This is a genomic window from Eudoraea algarum (assembly GCF_050589645.1).
In the GTDB taxonomy this organism is placed as follows: Bacteria; Bacteroidota; Bacteroidia; order Flavobacteriales; family Flavobacteriaceae; genus JBNGOQ01.
In genome coordinates this window covers 106,616-123,799 of the sequence record NZ_JBNGOQ010000001.1, presented here as the reverse complement: position 1 = coordinate 123,799, position 17,184 = coordinate 106,616, and the positions used below count along the sequence as shown (strand labels likewise).

The following is a 17,184-nucleotide window of genomic DNA, read 5'->3' as shown; positions in this document are numbered from 1 at the left end:
GGATTCCTAGGTCTTTCCCCATTTTACCATTCCGCCTTTCCGTTTTGTCATTCCTGCGCAGGCAGGAATCAATGCCCATCATTCTTCCTTGATCTCCTCAAAAATAGCCATTTCCCGGTCGCAATAAAAGTTTTGTCATCGGTCTGCCAAATTCATAACTTCACCAAGCAAATTCCAAGCGTATTGCAAATGAAAAAATTATACCTCCTTTTTTTATTGAGCTACAGCACTTTATTGTTTTCACAGCCCAGGCCAACTTCAGCCGCCACTATGGAGAACGCCCTAAAACAAAAAAAACAGATGGAGGCCACCTCCTTGGTGAAAAATATACCCCTGGTCAATATTGGGCCAACGGTGATGAGCGGACGTGTGGTGGACGTTGCCGTAAATCCAAATCGTACAGTAGAGTTCTATGTGGCCTACGCCTCCGGTGGCCTATGGTATACACGCAATAATGGCACCTCTTTCGTCCCGGTCTTGGACAGCTCCGAGACGCAGAACATTGGGGACATCGCCGTGGATTGGGCCTCGGGCACGCTGTGGGTGGGCACCGGGGAGAACAATGCATCACGTTCCTCCTATGCCGGTATCGGCATTTTAAAATCCACGGATGGTGGAGACAGCTGGCAAAATATGGGGCTAACCGATTCGCACCATATTGGCCGTATCCTGATCAACCCCAACAATCCGGATGAAGTGGTGGTGGGGGTAACCGGACATCTGTACTCCCCCAACGAGGAACGTGGCGTATACAAGACTACGGATGGTGGCAACACCTGGCAAAAAACCCTTTTCATCAATGACGAAACCGGCATCATTGATGTGGCCCATGACCCGGGCAACTTTAATACCCTGTACGCCGCCGCCTGGCAGAAAGATCGGAAAGCGTGGAACTTTAGCGGCAATGGGTCGGACTCTGGCATTTATAAAAGTATGGACGGTGGGAACAGCTGGACCAAGGTCTCAACCCCTGAAAGCGGTTTTCCCACAGGCGAAGGTGTGGGCCGAATTGGTCTGGCGGTCTACGATGCCAATACGGTATATGCTGTGCACGACAGTCAGTTCAGAAGGGGCAAGACCGAAGTGGACCCAAAGCGGTCGGACGAACTCCAAAAGGAAGATTTTAAGGATCTGTCCGTTGATGCCTTCCTAAAACTGTCCGATCAGAAATTGGACGCTTTTTTGAAAGCCAAGGGGTTCCCGAAAAAATATCGGGCAGACACGGTAAAACAAATGGTGCGTTCAGCGTCCATAAAGCCGGTTGACCTATACAACTACCTGGTAAATGCAAACTCCCTTTTGTTTGACACCCCTGTCATTGGTGCGGAGGTATATCGCAGTGATGACGCCGGTGCCACTTGGAAGAAAATGAACCAAAAGTACATCAACGACCTCTTCTATAGCTATGGGTACTATTTTGCGCAGATCCGCGTGGCGGCACATAATAAAGATAAAATTTATATCGCGGGGGTTCCCTTGCTGACCTCCGATGATGGAGGCAACAGCTGGACATCGATCAGCGACGACAATGTGCATGCAGACCACCATGCGCTTTGGGTGAATCCAAAAATACCCGGACATTTGATCAACGGAAACGATGGCGGACTCAATATCTCCTATGACGATGGGGCCCATTGGACCAAGAACAACTCGCCCTCCGTAGGCCAGTTCTACGCCATAAACGTGGATGACGAAGACCCCTATAACGTCTATGGCGGACTGCAGGACAACGGGGTTTGGAAAGGGCCGCACAACGCCAAGGAGAGCAGAGGCTGGCAACAGACCGGCCACTACGCCTGGAAATCCATTTTGGGCGGGGACGGTATGCAAGTACAGATCGATGCCCGGGATGCCAACCTGGTATACACCGGTTTTCAGTTTGGGAATTATTTTAGGTTGGACCTTGCCAAAGGAAAGCGCAAGGCCGTACAGCCCAAACACAATTTGGGCGAACTGCCCTATCGATTCAATTGGCAAACACCCATTCTCCTTTCACCGCACAATCAGGATATTGTATATCTGGGGAGTCACAAATTGCACCGATCGCTGAACCAAGGGGACGATTGGGAGGTCATTTCCGATGACCTTACCCAGGGTGGAAAAAAGGGAAATGTGGCCTACGGCACTTTGACCACCCTTTCTGAATCACCGCTTAAGTTTGGGGTGCTCTATACCGGTAGCGATGATGGTCTGGTTCATGTGACCCGCAACGGGGGCGGCAGTTGGGAGTTGATCTCCGAAAGCTTTCCAAAGGAACTTTGGGTGAGCCGGGTGGCGGCTTCAAAGCATAAAAAGAATCGGGTCTATGTAGGTCTAAACGGCTACCGTTGGGACGATTTTACCCCCTACATTTATAAGAGCGATGACTATGGTGCCACTTGGAAAAATATTGCGGGCAACATACCACCTTCCCCGGTCAATGTCATTTTGGAAGATCCCCAAAACGAAAACCTCCTTTTTGCAGGTACGGATAATGGGGTCTATGTTTCCTTTGACCAAGGTAATTCCTGGGAGGTATTTCAAAACGGCATGCCCAATGTGGCGGTACATGATCTGGCCATTCAGCCCAGGGAAAAACACCTCTTGGTAGGCACGCATGGAAGGAGCATCTATAGGGCCAACATTGCCGCGCTACAGGAGCTTACCCCCGAAGCCATGCGCAAGGAGCTTGTGGTCTTTGGTATAGGAAAGGTGAAACATTCCAAAAGTTGGGGCAATGCGGCCAGTCCCTGGTCCAGGCCCAACACACCTGGAATTGACCTTACCTTCTATACCGCCAAGGCAGGGAAATGCAAGGTTAGCATAAAGACCGCCGACCAGGTAGAGGTAAGTGCCACGGAAATCGAAACCCCCCGTGGGTTCAATATTTTATCCTATGATGTGGCTTTTTCCAAAAGTGGAAAATCGGCTTATCTTAGGAAGTACAAGACCCAACTTGATGAAGCCAATGATGGCAAGACCTATCTTCCGAAGGGAAATTATTACATAGAAATTTCCGGTGATGGCACGCTGGAAAGAACGACATTTAAAATTGAATAGCGGATGTAATCCCCCGTGCTAAATCCGCAATTTCCGGATTGTTTTAACACACCATTCCCCCTAAGTTTGTAACCGGACAATCTGTTATTAAAACCACTGTAAAACAAACATTATGACTTCCGACAGAAAAAAAAGAATTCGATCCATTGACCTCTTAAGGGGATTGGTCATGGTCATCATGGCCTTGGACCATGTCCGCGATTACTTTCACTATGATGCCTACTTCTTTGATCCCACGGACCTTACCAAAACCAATGGCGCACTTTTCTGGACGCGCTTTGTAACCCATTTTTGTGCCCCGGTCTTTGTCTTTTTGGCAGGTACCTCAGCTTTTTTTGTTGGGCAACGCAGGGACAAAAAATCCCTTTCGGGCTGGCTCTTCAAAAGAGGGCTTTGGTTGGTCATTGCCGAATTCACCATTATAAAACTTGCTTGGATGTTCAAGTTGGATTATTCCGGTGTGGTCCTTCAGGTCATCTGGGTGCTGGGCATAAGCATGATCTTCTTGGCGGCTTTTATCCATCTTCCCAAAAAATTCATGATAGCCCTGTCTGTCATCGTTATTTTGGGGCATAATTTTTTGGACGCGTTTGCGCCTGCCAATCCGTTGGCCTCTGGCCTATGGACCTTTATACACGTATTTAATTTGGTAGACCTGGGCTTTATGCAGGTCTTCGTGGGCTATCCCTTGATTCCCTGGATTTTTGTCATGCCCCTGGGATATTACTTTGGTGCATGGTACAGACCCACTGTAAGTGCAGCGGACCGGTTCAAAAAACTGTGGCAGCTGGGATTGGGGATTACGGCACTTTTCTTTGTACTGCGCTTTCTTAACCTGTATGGGGATCCTTATTTCTGGTCCCCCCAAGAATCCATGGGTTTTACCATCATGTCCTTTTTTAACGTCACCAAATACCCGCCCTCGCTGATGTATTTATTGATTACCCTGGGACCCTCCATTCTCTTCCTGGCCTTTGCCGAAAAATGGCAGGGGGCCCTTATGGACAAACTGGTGACCATTGGCCGCGTACCTATGTTCTTTTACATTGTGCACCTGTATGTGATACATGCTGTGGCCGTAGTGGCAGCCATTGCAACAGGATTTGATTTTTCGGATATGATCATTGATCTGTGGATTACCCTACAACCCGAATTACAAGGATATGGTTTTGGGTTATGGACGGTATACCTGCTTTGGGTCCTTATTGTGCTTGCCCTCTATCCGCTGTGTAGCTGGTACGATACCTACAAAAGTTCCCATAGGGAAAAATGGTGGTTGAGTTACCTCTAAATATGGGATAGGCCCTTAACGCCCTACGTGGAAAAGCGCATCGCCCTGATTGACCACGGCTTGGTGGTTGATGCAGAATACATAACCGTCATATGGGGCCTTTATTTTCTTGCTGTTTTTGGCATAGGTGTCCGTCACCATACCTATTTGTTGTCCCTTTTTAAGTTCGCAGCCATTGGTAATCTCTGGGATGAACATCCCAGCGGTAGGAGCGCGCAACCATTTTCTGTCCTGTATATGAACCGAGGTGGATCGTTCGGTATACCGCGGTTCAATTTTAGTGATCATCTTAAAGTGCTTCAGCACATTGAGTATCCCCTGCATGCCCTCGCTTATAGCAAAATCATCAAATCGCATGCTTTCCCCGGCCTCAAAAACGATGGTAGGTTTTTTCATTTTGAAGGCGGCATTGCGAAAGGAGCCACGGATCAATCTGGATGAAAATGAAAAGGGGGCATTAAACACCTTGGCAAGTTCTACACTTTCCCCGTCCTCGATGGTATACCGGATCTGAGGAAAGTTATGTCGCTGCGATCCTCCGGTATGCAGATCAATCCCATAATCCATCTGGTGCATGATTTCGGATACGTAGTGATAGGCTATCCGACTGGCCATGGAGCCCGATTTGGTACCTGGGAAGCTCCGGTTTACATCTTTCCCGTCGGGGACATCCCGGGAAAAATGGATAAACCCAAAAATATTCAATATCGGTACGGCAATGACCGCCCCCTTGGTGATTTTGAACCGCTTTTCGTGGAGCATCCGGCGAACGATCTCTATGCCGTTGATCTCGTCCCCATGCAATCCTGCCTGCACCAAAACGGTAGGGCCAGGTTTTTTTGCATTGAACACGTAAACGGGGATATCGATCAGGGTTCCCGTGGGCAAACGGTCAATACTTATAGTAAGTAATTTTTGTTCTCCCGGAGATACCGTATCCCCTCCAATCACGATATCCTTATTTTCTTCTACCTCCATTTTTTTGCACAAATAAAATGACTTCCCTAGCAATGTTGACACCCGTTGCCGCTTCTATCCCCTGTAGCCCTGGAGAAGCGTTTACCTCGATCAACAGTGGTCCCTTTTTAGAACGGATCAGGTCTACGCCCGCTACTCCCAGGCCCAGGTATTTTACCGCATTGAGCGCTATATATTGTTCTTTGGCCGTGGGCTTCACCGCCTCGGTATCGCCCCCCCGGTGTACGTTGGATCTAAATTCGCCCAGTGCACTGCGGCGTTTCATGGCGGCTACTACCTTATGGCCCACCACAAAAATACGGATGTCCTCCCCATTGGATTCTTCAATATATTTTTGGATGAGAATACTGGTGTTCATTTTGTAAAAAGTATCGATGATCGATTTGGCCGACTTCTTACTTTCGGCCAAAATGACTCCCAAACCTTGGGTGCCTTCCTGGAGTTTAATAATGACCGGCGGACCGCCAAGTAAGTTGATCTGCTCCTCGATGTTGTCGGGATTAATGGAAAAAAGCGTCTCCGGTATAGGGATGCCCTTACGCGCCATGATCTGCAAAGTGCGCACTTTGTTCCTGGCCCGGGTGATGCCCAAGGAACGGGCTGTGCTAAAAATGCCGTTCATCTCAAACTGTTTTACAATGGCCGCCCCGTGACGGGTGACCTTGGCACCAATTCTTGGAATAATGGCATCGAACTCATTGGTGACATTCTCCTCCCCCAGATAAATCTCGGGTCTTCCCAATCCCAATTTTACGGAGCATTTGGTATGGTCTATCAGTTCTATATAATGGCCCAATTTCTCGGCCTCTTCGGCCAATCGCTTGGTGGAATAGACATTCATGCTTACCGATAATAACCCAATGTCCATTTTAAAATTCGATCGGTTTTTGTTTTACGTATGTAATATCGGTCAAAAATTACAATCGGGCTAATTCAAAAGGTAGATTTTACTCGTGGTTTCCCCTAATTGTCGCATAATGTAGATTATCGCAAGAATTTTACTTTAATGTGATAAACAACTTTAAAAGATTCCTTAAATTAGGCCCTGGCAGAACACTAAACCATTGCAAAGCTTGCCTATAAGTACTACGTACAATAACTTTGTAATCAAAATTCATAACCCATGGGTGGATTGATAAAATCTTCTATCGCCAGAAAGGTTGCGATGGCACTTTCAGGCTTTTTTCTTGTTTTCTTTTTGCTTTTTCACTGCACGGTCAATATGACCTCTGTTTTTAGCGCCGATATATACAATCAGTTCTCCCATTTTTTAGGAACCAACTTTGTGGTACAGGCCCTAATGCAGCCCATTTTGGTGTTCGGTATCGTCTTTCATTTTGTGATGGGTTTTATCCTGGAGATACAGAACCGCCGTTCCCGCGGTGTTAAATATGTGCAGTACAAGGGCAGTGCCAATGCTTCATGGGTCTCCCGAAACATGCTTATCTCCGGTGCTGTGATATTGGCCTTTTTTGGATTGCATTTCTATGATTTCTTTATTCCGGAATTGGTGCACAAATATGTGGAGAGCCATCCGGAGGATCCAACACGTTATTTCCCGGAGCTGCTCCATAAGTTTGAAAACCCCGTGCGGATCGGCCTATATGTAGTTTCCTTTGTTTTGTTGGCCATGCACCTTTGGCACGGATTTGCCTCGGCCTTTCAATCCATGGGCGTCAACAACAAGTACACGCCCGGCATCAAAAAGTTTAGCAAAGCGTTTGCTCTGGTTGTGCCCGCGGCGTTTATTTTCATTGCGCTTTTTCATCACCTTAACGGACATTAAAATAAGTAAGACTTATGGCAATTCTAGATTCTAAAGTTCCTTCCGGCCCGCTGGCCGACAAATGGACAAAACATAAAAACGATATTGATCTTGTAAATCCGGCCAACAAACGGAATATAGATATTATCGTTGTGGGTACGGGTCTTGCCGGAGGTTCGGCCGCAGCTACCTTGGCAGAGTTAGGGTATAACGTAAAGACATTTTGCTACCAAGATTCCCCGAGGAGGGCACATTCCATAGCTGCCCAGGGCGGCATAAATGCGGCCAAAAACTACCAAGGCGATGGGGACAGCAACTACCGTCTTTTTTACGATACCGTAAAGGGTGGGGATTACCGTTCGCGTGAAGCCAACGTATATCGCTTGGCCGAGGTATCGGGCAATATCATTGACCAATGCGTGGCTCAGGGCGTACCCTTTGCACGGGAGTACGGCGGGCTTTTGGACAATAGGTCCTTTGGTGGTGTATTGGTCTCAAGGACCTTTTACGCCAAGGGGCAAACAGGTCAGCAACTGTTGTTGGGAGCCTATGCCGCTATGAACCGACAGATCAATCGGGGAAAGATACTGCCGTTCAACCGCCATGAGATGTTGGATTTGGTGTTGGTGGAAGGGAAGGCCCGGGGCATCATTGCAAGGAACATGGTTACCGGTGAGATAGAACGCCATTCGGCCCATGCCGTGGTATTGGCCACCGGCGGTTATGGAAACGTATTTTTCTTGTCTACCAACGCTATGGGGAGCAATGTCATGGCCTCATGGCGCGCCCATCGCAGGGGTGCATTTTTTGCCAATCCCTGCTATACGCAGATACATCCAACCTGTATCCCAGTTTCCGGAGACCATCAATCCAAACTCACGTTGATGTCAGAATCACTCCGTAACGACGGACGTATCTGGGTGCCCAAACGTTTGGAGGATGCCCAGGCAATACGGGAGGGCAGTTTAAAGCCCACCCAATTAAAAGAAGAGGATCGGGATTACTATTTGGAAAGAAGGTACCCCGCTTTTGGAAACCTGGTGCCGCGTGACGTGGCCTCACGGGCCGCTAAGGAACGTTGCGATGCAGGCTTCGGGGTGAATAAGACCGGAGAGGCCGTTTATCTGGACTTTGCCGCCGCTATTATGCGGTATGGTACCGAAAAAGCGTTGACCTCCGGCATGAAGGATGCCGATAAAAATACGATCCGCCAATTGGGCGAAGAGGTCATTGAGGAGAAATATGGCAACCTCTTCCAGATGTATGAAAAAATCGTGGATGAAAATCCCTATAAGACCCCTATGAAAATCTATCCGGCCGTTCATTATACCATGGGCGGACTTTGGGTGGACTATAATTTACAGACGACCATCCCCGGTTGCTACTGTGCCGGAGAGGCCAATTTTAGCGATCACGGGGCCAACAGATTGGGTGCCTCGGCCCTTATGCAAGGATTGGCCGACGGGTATTTTGTACTGCCCTATACCATTGGGGACTATTTGTCCGACGATATCCGGACCGGACCCATTTCCACGGACCTTCCCGAGTTTGAAGCTGTAGAAAAGGACGTGAGGGAGCGCATTGAAAAGTTGATGAGTGGTAGTGGCACATACACCGTAGACCACTACCATAAGAAATTGGGCAAGATCATGTGGAACAAATGCGGTATGTCCCGGAATGCCAAGGAGCTTCAGGAAGCCATAGACGAAATTTCCGCCTTAAGGGCCGATTTCTGGGAAAACGTAAAGATTCCCGGAAGCAGCGACTCAAAAAATCAGGAGTTGGAAAAAGCGGGCAGGGTTGCCGATTTTCTGGAACTTGGCGAACTCTTCGCAAAAGATGCTCTCAACAGGAACGAATCCTGTGGTGGGCATTTTCGTGAGGAATATCAGACCCCAGAGGGAGAGGCCCTAAGGGACGACAAGAACTTTAAGTATGTATCTGCCTGGGAATATAAAGGTGAGCCCAAAGATGCGGTTTTGCACAAGGAAGCATTGACCTATGAAAATATCGAATTAAAAACCCGTTCGTACAAGTAATTCCTATAAGGGAAGAGGGAAGAGGAAAGAGGGAAACGACAATAAGGAATGTAGAATTGTGTTAAACGATAGTTTAAAGTCATATAAGGAATTGAGAGTATGGCAAAAATCGATTGCGTTAATTAAGGAAGTTTATAAAGTGACCAATGGTTTTCCCGAAGATGAAAAATTCGGGCTTATTGGTCAGATGCGAAGAAGTTCTGTTTCAATCCCTTCTAATATTGCTGAAGGTTGGGGACGAAAATCTTTGAAAAATTATATTCAATTTTTACGAAATTCCCGAGGTTCTTTATTTGAGCTGGAAACACAGGTAGTTATTTCGAAAGAACTAAATTATATAAAATATAGCAGGACAATAGAAAATCAAATTGAGGAGATAAGCAAGATGCTAAATTCTTTGATCAGAAGCTTGGAAAAGAAGTTGCAGTAGCTATTCGCTCATCCCTAAAACCTAAGATATATGAAACTAAACCTGAAAATATGGCGCCAAAAGGACGCCAAGTCCAAAGGACAAATGATAACCTACCCCCTGAACGGCGTGGATGGCGATATGTCCTTTCTTGAAATGCTCGATATCCTAAATGAGGACTTGGTCAATAAAGGGGAGGAACCCGTGGAGTTTGACCATGATTGTAGGGAAGGTATCTGCGGAACCTGTTCCCTACAGATCAATGGAGAGCCACATGGACCAGACCGACTGGTGACTACGTGTCAATTGCATATGAGAAAGTTCAACGATGGGGATACTATAATCATAGAGCCCTTTAGGGCCAAGGCCTTTCCGGTAATCAAGGATCTGGTAGTAGATCGCAGTTCCTTTGACCGCATTCAACAGGCAGGAGGTTTCATTTCGGTGAACACTTCGGGAAACACGGTAGACGCCAATGCCATCCCCATTGAAAAACATGTAGCGGATAAAGCCATGGACGCGGCTACCTGTATTGGTTGCGGTGCTTGTGTGGCCGCATGCAAGAATGCCAGTGCCATGTTGTTCACTTCGGCCAAGGTATCACAATTTGCCCTCCTACCCCAGGGACAGGTAGAGGCGGCCGATCGCGTGCAACATATGGTCCGCCAAATGGACCTGGAAGGTTTTGGTAACTGTACCAACACCGGGGCCTGCGAAGTGGAATGCCCCAAAGGCATCTCGCTTGAGAACATTGCCCGTATGAACAGGGAATATTTAAGCGCAAATATCAAAGGATAGGCCCTTAATAGAAAATAAAGGAAAATCCCGGATTCCATTTTGGTCTCCGGGATTTTTGTTATCTTAAAACATGGCCAAAAACTATCCCGAAACACGGATCAAAGTTCCTCGTTTTAATGAGGAATCGGGTTTTTATACAACTCCCGAGCGCTCCAAAATTATGGGTAAAATACGGGGTAAGAACACCAAACCGGAACTTGCCTTTAGAAAAGCACTATGGCAAAAAGGATACCGCTACCGTATTGATTACAAAAAGCTTATCGGGAAACCGGATATCGTCCTAAAAAAATATCGGACGGTCATTTTTATTGATGGGGAGTATTGGCATGGGTACAATTGGGCGGAACGAAAAGCAAAAATAAAGACGAACCGTGAGTTTTGGATCCCAAAAATTGAGCGCAACATACAACGGGATCGGGAGGTGAACATGGCGTTGGAGCAACTAGGGTATACTGTATTTCGGTTTTGGGAAAGTGAAATCAAAAAAAAGCTCGAGGCCTGTATACACCAAGTGATACAACATCTGGAGCATCAACGTACGGATAGGGGCTAGTCTATCTGTTTTTTTACCACTTCAAAGATCTGTCTTACGTCGGCCAATTGCATGGTGAAATCAGCGTATTCCGGTGAATCGTTCAGGCTATGGCAGATAATGGTTTCCGCTTGTTCATCATAGGCCACTATTTCCTTGCACATGACACCTGTGTCGTAAACCAACAAACAAATCGCCCGGTTGTTGGAGCTTACGATTTGTGCAAGTTCGTTTTTGGAAAGCAATCGTCCCAGAACGATGGCGCTATTCGGAACGCCTGTCAACCGTCCGTTATCCATAGAGCTGTTGGTAAGCTCAAAAGCAGTACAGGGGGTGTCCAGGGTTTTCCCCACCACAAAGTCGATCTTATCCAAACTTTCCAAAAAACCCTTCTCCCCAAACCTATCGGCATAGGCCGCTTGCAACTCTCCAGATATCAAAGGAACGGTAATCAAGTATTTTCCATGTGCAATGGGTGTAATTTGATTGTGCTTTTCGGATAGTATCCTGTGGGAGCCATAACTGCCATTTAAGTCATTGGCTTCATAGGAATATAACGCCGCGATGGTTTGGTCAAAATGTTCCGCAATCTTTGTTAGATTCTTGATAGGGATATTGGCGTCTCTCTTTTCATAAAGCTGAATGGTACGTAGGCTTACCCCGACGATTTTTGCCAAATCGGTCTGGCTCATATTTTTTTTTCGTCTCAGTTGCTTTAAAATAAACATAATATTGTATTTTGCGTAATATTTTTACATATTTTATTATTTACGCAATAATAATGCATATATCTGTAATCAAATTACGAGCAAAGATAACAAAATATGCAAGGATATAATGTACCTCCCAGATATACCAGGAATAACAGTCTTTTACTAAAACCTTTACACTATGTTCGAAGAAAACGATTACGGAAAGCCGATCAGTGAAAAACTATCCACTATACTAAGAAGGAACACCGGCAAAGAGGATTATGCGAATATCGCAGCAAGAACCAGTATCAGTTTTTCAACCATTCGGGATGTGGTATACCGGACCAACAGTTTAACCAAATCCAATTCCAGAGCTCTGAAGGTGCTGGTGCAGACTGCTTTTGAAAATGCCCTGGAAAGGCAGCTACAGGCCGAAAACGACAAACTGTTCCTGGACAAGGCCTCCAGGTACGGCCGTTGATCCAAAACCCTCTTTTTTTATCGTTGTCCATAGGGAATTTTGCTACATTTATATCCCAGTACCTATTCTATGTCAGCACCCGGGCCGAAACTGCATTCCAAACTTCCACAAGTGGAAACCTCCATCTTTACCACCATGGGCAAGTTGGCTGTAAAGCACAAGGCCATTAACCTTTCCCAGGGGTTTCCCAATTTTAAGCCAGATCCGGTGCTTCTCGATCTGGTGAGCCGTGCCATGGACGACGGATACAACCAATATGCCCCCATGCAAGGTATCTTCTCGCTGCGTGAGACTATTTCAGAAAAAATTGCCTCCCTCTATGGAAAGCGGTACCATCCCGAATCGGAAATAACGGTAACTGCGGGCGCTACCCAAGCTATTTTTACCATTATTACCGCCTTTATCCGCAGCGGTGATGAAGTCATCGTTTTCAAGCCTGCCTATGATTGCTATGAACCGGCAATCCAGATCAATGGTGGTGTTCCCGTTTTCCAGCAACTGAACGACTCCGATTTCCGTGTAGACTGGGAGGCCTTTCAACAGGCGATTAGCCCAAAGACCAAAATGGTCATTATTAACACGCCCCACAATCCCAGTGGAACCTTGCTTATGGCCGAAGATATGCTACGCTTACAGGAAATTCTGAAAAATACCGACATCATCGTGATCAGCGATGAAGTATACGAACATATTGTGTTTGATGGGAACACGCACGAAAGTGTTGCCAAATATAGCGACTTGGCTTCCCGTAGTTTTATCTGCGCTTCCTTTGGAAAGACCTTTCATGCCACCGGCTGGAAAATGGGGTATTGTGCAGCGCCGGCAGCGCTGATGGTCGAATTTCAAAGGACACACGAGTTCAATGTTTTCTGTGTCAACCATCCGGTACAAAGGGCCCTGAACCAGTACCTGAAAACGCCGGAACACTATCTGGGCCTAAACCGTTTTTATCAGGAAAAAAGAGATTTTTTTCTCGAGGCTCTTCGAGATTCGCGCTTTGAGCCGATTCCCTCCAAGGGCACCTACTTTCAACTGCTGGATTATTCCAATATCACGGAAGAATCGGATATCGCTTTTGCAAAAAGGCTTACCATAGACCACGGTGTGGCCAGCATTCCCATATCCGCATTCAACGTGGACGGGAAGGATAACAAGGTGCTGCGGTTCTGTTTTGCCAAAACCAAGGACACCTTGGAGCGGGCAACAGCTATTTTATGCGGTATTTAAGGCAAAGCTGCCGTCAATCTGTTCATAAATTCCCCGATCATTTTGGGTTCCAACCAACGGGTAACCACCAGCAGGTCGTTCGCTTTGTCAATGATAATGAAATTGCCTCCAAAGCCGGCAGCATAGTAAATGTTTTCCGAGAGGCCCTCCCAATGTCTGTTCCCCTTTCTGTTCAGCCACCACATATAGCCATAATTGACATTGGGCACCGAGGGTTCAATGGCTTCCTGTATCCATTCTGTACTGATCAGCTGTTGGGACCCCCATTTCCCGTCGTTCAGGAACAGGAGGCCAAACCTGGCCATATCTTCCGTATTGATAAACAGACCGGCTCCCGAATGTCCGCCACCCGTAACCGACTTCATTTGAATACCATCGATCTCTGTCCATGCGTTTTCATAGCCGTGCCAGCGCCAAGTGGTGGATGCGCCGATTTTGTCCATAACTTCCTCTTTTAATACCATGGGCAGGGGTTTTCGCCATACATGGGTAAGCGCATAGGCCAGCACGTTCACCCGCACATCATTGTACTCCATTACTGTGCCTGGCTCCCTTAATTCACGGTTTTTCCAATCGTCCAGTCCCCCTTCCCTTGGAGGTCTATCCGCCCAGTCCTTTCCGCCCCAAAGTTCTCCGGACCAGTCCGAATTTTGCTGTAGCAGGTGGGCCCAGGTAATTTTTCCATTGTGTTCCCCGTCAAAAGTACCGTCCCACAGATAGTTTGCCACCTTGTCATTGGTGTTTGCGATAAGCTTCTGGTCAACGGCCAGGCCGGCCATAGTGGACAAAAAGCTTTTGGTAACACTAAAGGTCATATCTACGCGTTTGGTATCGCCCCATTTTGCCACGATATATCCCTGCTTAAGCACAAGCCCTGCCGGGCCGCCCCGTTTCTTGGTAGGCCCCAGGATTTCGTGGAAAGGTTCCCGTTCAAAACCTTTTACTATTGCGATGCGAAGATCTTTTGATCCGGAATATTCGTTTTCCTGGGCAAAATTGATCGCCTCCTTCAGCTTTTTTTCATCAATATCAAATGCTCTGGGCGTTTTTTCTTCCCAAACGCCATTTTTCTCGGGAAAGAAATACGTTTGCTGTGCAAAGGCACCAAAAGGTTGATAACTGTAAAGAACCAGCAGGAGGGCAAGCCCTTTTATTTTTTTCATTTGTCTCATATGTTTAATTTATTGGGTATCTAAACGCATTAACCAATCTATTTGTCTGTCCTTCCCAATATAGTAGGGATGGGTACCAAACTTTATGAATCCATGCTTTTCGTAAAACCGTATGGCGCCCGTATTTTTTTCCCAAACCCCCAGCCACAGATAGGTTTTGCCCCGTTCCGAGGTCAAGCGAGAAACCTGTCGCAGCATCCATTCGCCTAGTTTTTTGCCTTGATATTCGCTTAGCACATAGATACGTTCCAGTTCCAAGGCTGTTTTATCCCTGATGTCTGTTTGGGCATTATTCTCATTGATCTTAAAATATCCCGCCAAACAGCCGTGTAAGTATACAAAATAAAAGGAAACATCGGGGTCTTTCAGTTCCCTTAGGAGGCTATCCTGGGAAAATGCCGTATCCATATAAGTTTTGAAATCTTCAGGGTCATTATCCTTTTCAAAGGCGTCCACAAAGGTCTTCCGGGATATTGCGGCCAGTTGTTCCGCATCTTTAATAGTACACTTAAGAAGCCGTGCTTGCATGGCTTAAAAATAGGCATTTTTGCCCTTTGGTAAAACGGCAAAAAAAAGAGCCCCGATACATCGAGACTCTTTCTAAATCATATGCCAAACAGCTTGTTATAGCATAAACAGCTTTTTGGCCAGCATTAAAATTCCGCTGTAAAAATCATTTCTGTACACCTGCACCTCTTCTTCTGCAGGCAAGTGGTTCATTTGGGGGTCCATAGCTCTTGGGTTTTGTAAAAGGTTAATTCGGGATTTTCTTTTTCTAATCAGATTTCCCTATAAATGTATATCTAAACTTTCTATTCTCGAAATTATTGTTGTGAAGTCCTTTCAAAATGTGGTGTATTAAGAAAAAAAATGGGAATCTTCGATGAAATGCACTATCTGGGCTCATTACAACACCATTTCCGGGATCTCACCATCGATAAGCAAGGTGCCCTCCGTGGCCTGCTCAATTTCGGCCACACTTACCCCGGGCGCCCGCTCCAGTAACTGAAACCCTTTTGGCGTAACGGCGAGGACCGCGAGGTTGGTCACTATTTTTTTTACGCAACCTACCCCGGTCAATGGTAGGGAACACTTTTTTAACAACTTGGATTCCCCGGCCCTATTCGTATGCATCATGGCTACTATGATATTCTCGGCAGAGGCCACCAAATCCATTGCTCCGCCCATGCCCTTTACCATTTTCCCTGGTATCTTCCAATTGGCAATGTCCCCATTTTCCGCAACTTCCATGGCACCCAAAATGGTCAGGTCCACATGTTGGCCTCTGATCATGCTAAAACTTGTGGCCGAATCAAAAAATGACGCCCCAGGTAGGGTGGTAATGGTCTGCTTCCCGGCATTGATAATATCGGCATCCTCCTCCCCTTCAAAAGGAAAGGGACCCATGCCCAAAACCCCATTTTCGCTCTGAAATTCCACACTGATGTCCTCCCGCACAAAATTGGCCACCAAGGTGGGAATCCCTATGCCCAGGTTTACGTAGTAGCCGTCTCTGACTTCCTTTGCTATGCGTTTTGCTATTCCGTTTTTATCTAACATATAAATGTGAAAATTAACTGATGTAACAATTTCATTTGGTCGCGTTTTTTTTGCTTGTACTTACTATCTTATACATAATCAGTCCCAGCTCCTCAACACCAGCATTTAATCTGTTATTAAATGGATATGATTTCGTTCTTTCACATAAAGTTAACCAATACTTGGTCTCTTCCAGCTCTTTTAGTGCAACCTTTATTTTGTGAATGAAATCAGCTCGACTTTCTGCATTTTGTGCCTCGTGAACGTTAGCCCCAATGCTTGTACCTGATTTAAGCAGCTGATTTGCTACCACAAATTTTCTTTCTTTCTCCAGCAACTCGCAAAACTCGATTACCTTGATGGCAAAGTCAATTGATTTTTCTACTACAACATTTTTACGATGCCCCATTACTATATTTTCCCATTGAGTAATCGACTAACTGCGAGATCTAACCGTTCGTTGTTCAATGCGTTTTTCATAATGTGTTCCCTGAAAGATCCGCTGCACAAATATTCCGGGTATGTGTATATCATTGGGATCCAATGCCCCGGCAGGCAACAACTCCTCAACTTCGGCCACGGTGATTTTGGCCGCTCCACACATGCAGGGGTTAAAATTGCGGGCCGTACCCTTGAACATCAGGTTTCCGGCCTCATCGCCCTTCCAGGCCTTTACAAAGGAAAAATCGGCCTTATAGGCTTCTTCCAGAACGTACATCTTGCCGTTAAACTCTCGGGTCTCTTTTCCCTCCGCCACCTCGGTCCCAAAGCCTGCCGGGGTATAGAAAGCGGGAAAGCCGCCTTGGGCCGCCCTGCATTTCTCCGCCAATGTTCCCTGTGGGGTAAGTTCCACTTCCAGTTCCCCACTTAGCATTTGGCGCTCAAACTCATCATTTTCCCCCACATAGGACGATATCATTTTTTTGATCTGGTGTTTTTGCAAAAGCAATCCCAATCCAAAATCGTCCACTCCGGCATTGTTGCTGATACAGATGATATCCTTTATTCCCAAAGACACCAGCTCCGCGATGGCGTTTTCGGGAATCCCACAGAGACCGAAGCCGCCGAGCATAAAAGTCATGCCGTCCTGCACGCCCTTTAGGGCCTCATTTACATTACTAACTGTCTTACGAATCATAGTGTTTTGTTTGGAAAAAATTGGGATGACCCACTCGACTAATTTACGGTTTTTAAACAAAAAAAAGCCCTTAACTTTAGGTTA

The 17,184-nt window shown here is 46.6% G+C and carries 17 protein-coding genes; 9 read left to right on the top strand and 8 right to left on the bottom strand.

Features of this window, described 5'->3' with window-relative positions; translation table 11 throughout:
- Positions 1 to 189: 189 nt before the first annotated feature.
- Both ACRD67_RS00570 and ACRD67_RS00565 read left to right on the top strand, forming a co-directional pair.
- The gene (locus ACRD67_RS00570; protein ID WP_430965002.1) at positions 190 to 3,039 is read left to right on the top strand and encodes a beta propeller repeat protein; all 2,850 of its coding nucleotides are present in this window, start codon (positions 190 to 192) and stop codon (positions 3,037 to 3,039) included.
- Between the two features lie 112 nt (positions 3,040 to 3,151).
- Positions 3,152 to 4,330 carry an acetyltransferase domain-containing protein gene (locus tag ACRD67_RS00565; RefSeq protein ID WP_430965001.1) on the top strand — a complete coding sequence of 393 codons (1,179 nt, stop codon included), beginning with the start codon at positions 3,152 to 3,154 and terminating at the stop codon, positions 4,328 to 4,330.
- A gap of 15 nt (positions 4,331 to 4,345) precedes the next feature.
- Here ACRD67_RS00565 and ACRD67_RS00560 read toward each other — a convergent pair whose 3' ends face one another.
- Both ACRD67_RS00560 and ACRD67_RS00555 read right to left on the bottom strand, forming a co-directional pair.
- Positions 4,346 to 5,308 carry a succinylglutamate desuccinylase/aspartoacylase family protein gene (locus tag ACRD67_RS00560; RefSeq protein ID WP_430965000.1) on the bottom strand — a complete coding sequence of 321 codons (963 nt, stop codon included), beginning with the start codon at positions 5,306 to 5,308 and terminating at the stop codon, positions 4,346 to 4,348.
- Complete coding sequence (locus tag ACRD67_RS00555) at positions 5,289 to 6,176, bottom strand: RimK family alpha-L-glutamate ligase (protein ID WP_430964999.1); 888 nt, start codon at positions 6,174 to 6,176, stop codon at positions 5,289 to 5,291. The genes ACRD67_RS00560 and ACRD67_RS00555 overlap by 20 nt, the downstream gene beginning before the upstream one ends.
- 255 nt (positions 6,177 to 6,431) lie before the next feature.
- Here ACRD67_RS00555 and ACRD67_RS00550 point away from each other — a divergent pair, with 255 nt between their 5' ends.
- The 5 genes from ACRD67_RS00550 (at position 6,432) to ACRD67_RS00530 (ending at position 10,872) form a co-directional block, all read left to right on the top strand.
- Entirely contained in the window at positions 6,432 to 7,094 is a 663-nt protein-coding gene (locus ACRD67_RS00550) for a succinate dehydrogenase cytochrome b subunit (protein ID WP_430964998.1), read from the top strand.
- A 14-nt stretch (positions 7,095 to 7,108) separates the two neighbouring features.
- The gene (locus ACRD67_RS00545) at positions 7,109 to 9,112 is read left to right on the top strand and encodes a fumarate reductase/succinate dehydrogenase flavoprotein subunit (RefSeq protein ID WP_430964997.1); all 2,004 of its coding nucleotides are present in this window, start codon (positions 7,109 to 7,111) and stop codon (positions 9,110 to 9,112) included.
- Between the two features lie 58 nt (positions 9,113 to 9,170).
- Entirely contained in the window at positions 9,171 to 9,542 is a 372-nt protein-coding gene (locus ACRD67_RS00540) for a four helix bundle protein (protein ID WP_430964996.1), read from the top strand.
- Between the two features lie 30 nt (positions 9,543 to 9,572).
- Positions 9,573 to 10,319, top strand: coding sequence for a succinate dehydrogenase/fumarate reductase iron-sulfur subunit (locus tag ACRD67_RS00535; protein ID WP_430964995.1), 747 nt, complete (start codon positions 9,573 to 9,575; stop codon positions 10,317 to 10,319).
- A 70-nt stretch (positions 10,320 to 10,389) separates the two neighbouring features.
- A complete protein-coding gene (locus ACRD67_RS00530; RefSeq protein WP_430964994.1) occupies positions 10,390 to 10,872 on the top strand; it encodes a very short patch repair endonuclease in 483 nt (160 codons plus the stop codon).
- Here the strand turns inward: ACRD67_RS00530 and ACRD67_RS00525 are convergent.
- On the bottom strand, positions 10,869 to 11,579 hold the full coding sequence (locus tag ACRD67_RS00525; RefSeq protein WP_430964993.1) for a helix-turn-helix transcriptional regulator: 711 nt from the start codon (positions 11,577 to 11,579) through the stop codon (positions 10,869 to 10,871). The two genes, ACRD67_RS00530 and ACRD67_RS00525, sit on opposite strands and share 4 nt — an antisense overlap.
- Positions 11,580 to 11,742: 163 nt before the next feature.
- On the opposite strand from ACRD67_RS00525, the gene ACRD67_RS00520 reads away from it, so the two are divergent.
- Both ACRD67_RS00520 and ACRD67_RS00515 read left to right on the top strand, forming a co-directional pair.
- Positions 11,743 to 12,024 carry a hypothetical protein gene (locus ACRD67_RS00520; RefSeq protein ID WP_430964992.1) on the top strand — a complete coding sequence of 94 codons (282 nt, stop codon included), beginning with the start codon at positions 11,743 to 11,745 and terminating at the stop codon, positions 12,022 to 12,024.
- 69 nt (positions 12,025 to 12,093) lie between these two features.
- Positions 12,094 to 13,251: a methionine aminotransferase gene (locus ACRD67_RS00515; protein ID WP_430964991.1), complete on the top strand. Its 1,158-nt coding sequence runs from the start codon at positions 12,094 to 12,096 to the stop codon at positions 13,249 to 13,251.
- On the opposite strand, the gene ACRD67_RS00510 is transcribed toward ACRD67_RS00515, so the two are convergent.
- The 5 genes from ACRD67_RS00510 to ACRD67_RS00490 all read right to left on the bottom strand — a co-directional run bounded on the left by ACRD67_RS00510 (position 13,248) and on the right by ACRD67_RS00490 (position 17,100).
- Positions 13,248 to 14,414: a serine hydrolase domain-containing protein gene (locus ACRD67_RS00510; protein WP_430964990.1), complete on the bottom strand. Its 1,167-nt coding sequence runs from the start codon at positions 14,412 to 14,414 to the stop codon at positions 13,248 to 13,250. The genes ACRD67_RS00515 and ACRD67_RS00510 overlap by 4 nt on opposite strands.
- Positions 14,415 to 14,432: 18 nt before the next feature.
- The gene (locus ACRD67_RS00505; RefSeq protein WP_430964989.1) at positions 14,433 to 14,951 is read right to left on the bottom strand and encodes a GNAT family N-acetyltransferase; all 519 of its coding nucleotides are present in this window, start codon (positions 14,949 to 14,951) and stop codon (positions 14,433 to 14,435) included.
- 378 nt (positions 14,952 to 15,329) lie between these two features.
- The gene (locus tag ACRD67_RS00500; protein ID WP_430964988.1) at positions 15,330 to 15,983 is read right to left on the bottom strand and encodes a 3-oxoacid CoA-transferase subunit B; all 654 of its coding nucleotides are present in this window, start codon (positions 15,981 to 15,983) and stop codon (positions 15,330 to 15,332) included.
- A 31-nt stretch (positions 15,984 to 16,014) separates the two neighbouring features.
- Positions 16,015 to 16,371, bottom strand: a complete 357-nt coding sequence (locus ACRD67_RS00495) for a four helix bundle protein (protein ID WP_430964987.1) — start codon at positions 16,369 to 16,371, stop codon at positions 16,015 to 16,017.
- Positions 16,372 to 16,398: 27 nt separating this feature from the next.
- Entirely contained in the window at positions 16,399 to 17,100 is a 702-nt protein-coding gene (locus ACRD67_RS00490; RefSeq protein ID WP_430964986.1) for a CoA transferase subunit A, read from the bottom strand.
- Between the last annotated feature and the right edge of the window lie 84 nt (positions 17,101 to 17,184).

Excerpts from the sequence above, each read along its gene's own strand:
- ACRD67_RS00570 (WP_430965002.1), top strand. The coding sequence starts at position 190 with ATGAAAAAATTATACCTCCTTTTTTTATTGAGCTACAGCACTTTATTG.
- ACRD67_RS00565 (WP_430965001.1), top strand. The coding sequence starts at position 3,152 with ATGACTTCCGACAGAAAAAAAAGAATTCGATCCATTGACCTCTTAAGG.
- ACRD67_RS00560 (WP_430965000.1), bottom strand. The coding sequence starts at position 5,308 with ATGGAGGTAGAAGAAAATAAGGATATCGTGATTGGAGGGGATACGGTA.
- ACRD67_RS00555 (WP_430964999.1), bottom strand. The coding sequence starts at position 6,176 with ATGGACATTGGGTTATTATCGGTAAGCATGAATGTCTATTCCACCAAG.
- ACRD67_RS00550 (WP_430964998.1), top strand. The coding sequence starts at position 6,432 with ATGGGTGGATTGATAAAATCTTCTATCGCCAGAAAGGTTGCGATGGCA.
- ACRD67_RS00545 (WP_430964997.1), top strand. The coding sequence starts at position 7,109 with ATGGCAATTCTAGATTCTAAAGTTCCTTCCGGCCCGCTGGCCGACAAA.
- ACRD67_RS00535 (WP_430964995.1), top strand. The coding sequence starts at position 9,573 with ATGAAACTAAACCTGAAAATATGGCGCCAAAAGGACGCCAAGTCCAAA.
- ACRD67_RS00530 (WP_430964994.1), top strand. The coding sequence starts at position 10,390 with ATGGCCAAAAACTATCCCGAAACACGGATCAAAGTTCCTCGTTTTAAT.
- ACRD67_RS00525 (WP_430964993.1), bottom strand. The coding sequence starts at position 11,579 with ATGTTTATTTTAAAGCAACTGAGACGAAAAAAAAATATGAGCCAGACC.
- ACRD67_RS00520 (WP_430964992.1), top strand. The coding sequence starts at position 11,743 with ATGTTCGAAGAAAACGATTACGGAAAGCCGATCAGTGAAAAACTATCC.
- ACRD67_RS00515 (WP_430964991.1), top strand. The coding sequence starts at position 12,094 with ATGTCAGCACCCGGGCCGAAACTGCATTCCAAACTTCCACAAGTGGAA.
- ACRD67_RS00510 (WP_430964990.1), bottom strand. The coding sequence starts at position 14,414 with ATGAAAAAAATAAAAGGGCTTGCCCTCCTGCTGGTTCTTTACAGTTAT.
- ACRD67_RS00505 (WP_430964989.1), bottom strand. The coding sequence starts at position 14,951 with ATGCAAGCACGGCTTCTTAAGTGTACTATTAAAGATGCGGAACAACTG.
- ACRD67_RS00500 (WP_430964988.1), bottom strand. The coding sequence starts at position 15,983 with ATGTTAGATAAAAACGGAATAGCAAAACGCATAGCAAAGGAAGTCAGA.
- ACRD67_RS00495 (WP_430964987.1), bottom strand. The coding sequence starts at position 16,371 with ATGGGGCATCGTAAAAATGTTGTAGTAGAAAAATCAATTGACTTTGCC.
- ACRD67_RS00490 (WP_430964986.1), bottom strand. The coding sequence starts at position 17,100 with ATGATTCGTAAGACAGTTAGTAATGTAAATGAGGCCCTAAAGGGCGTG.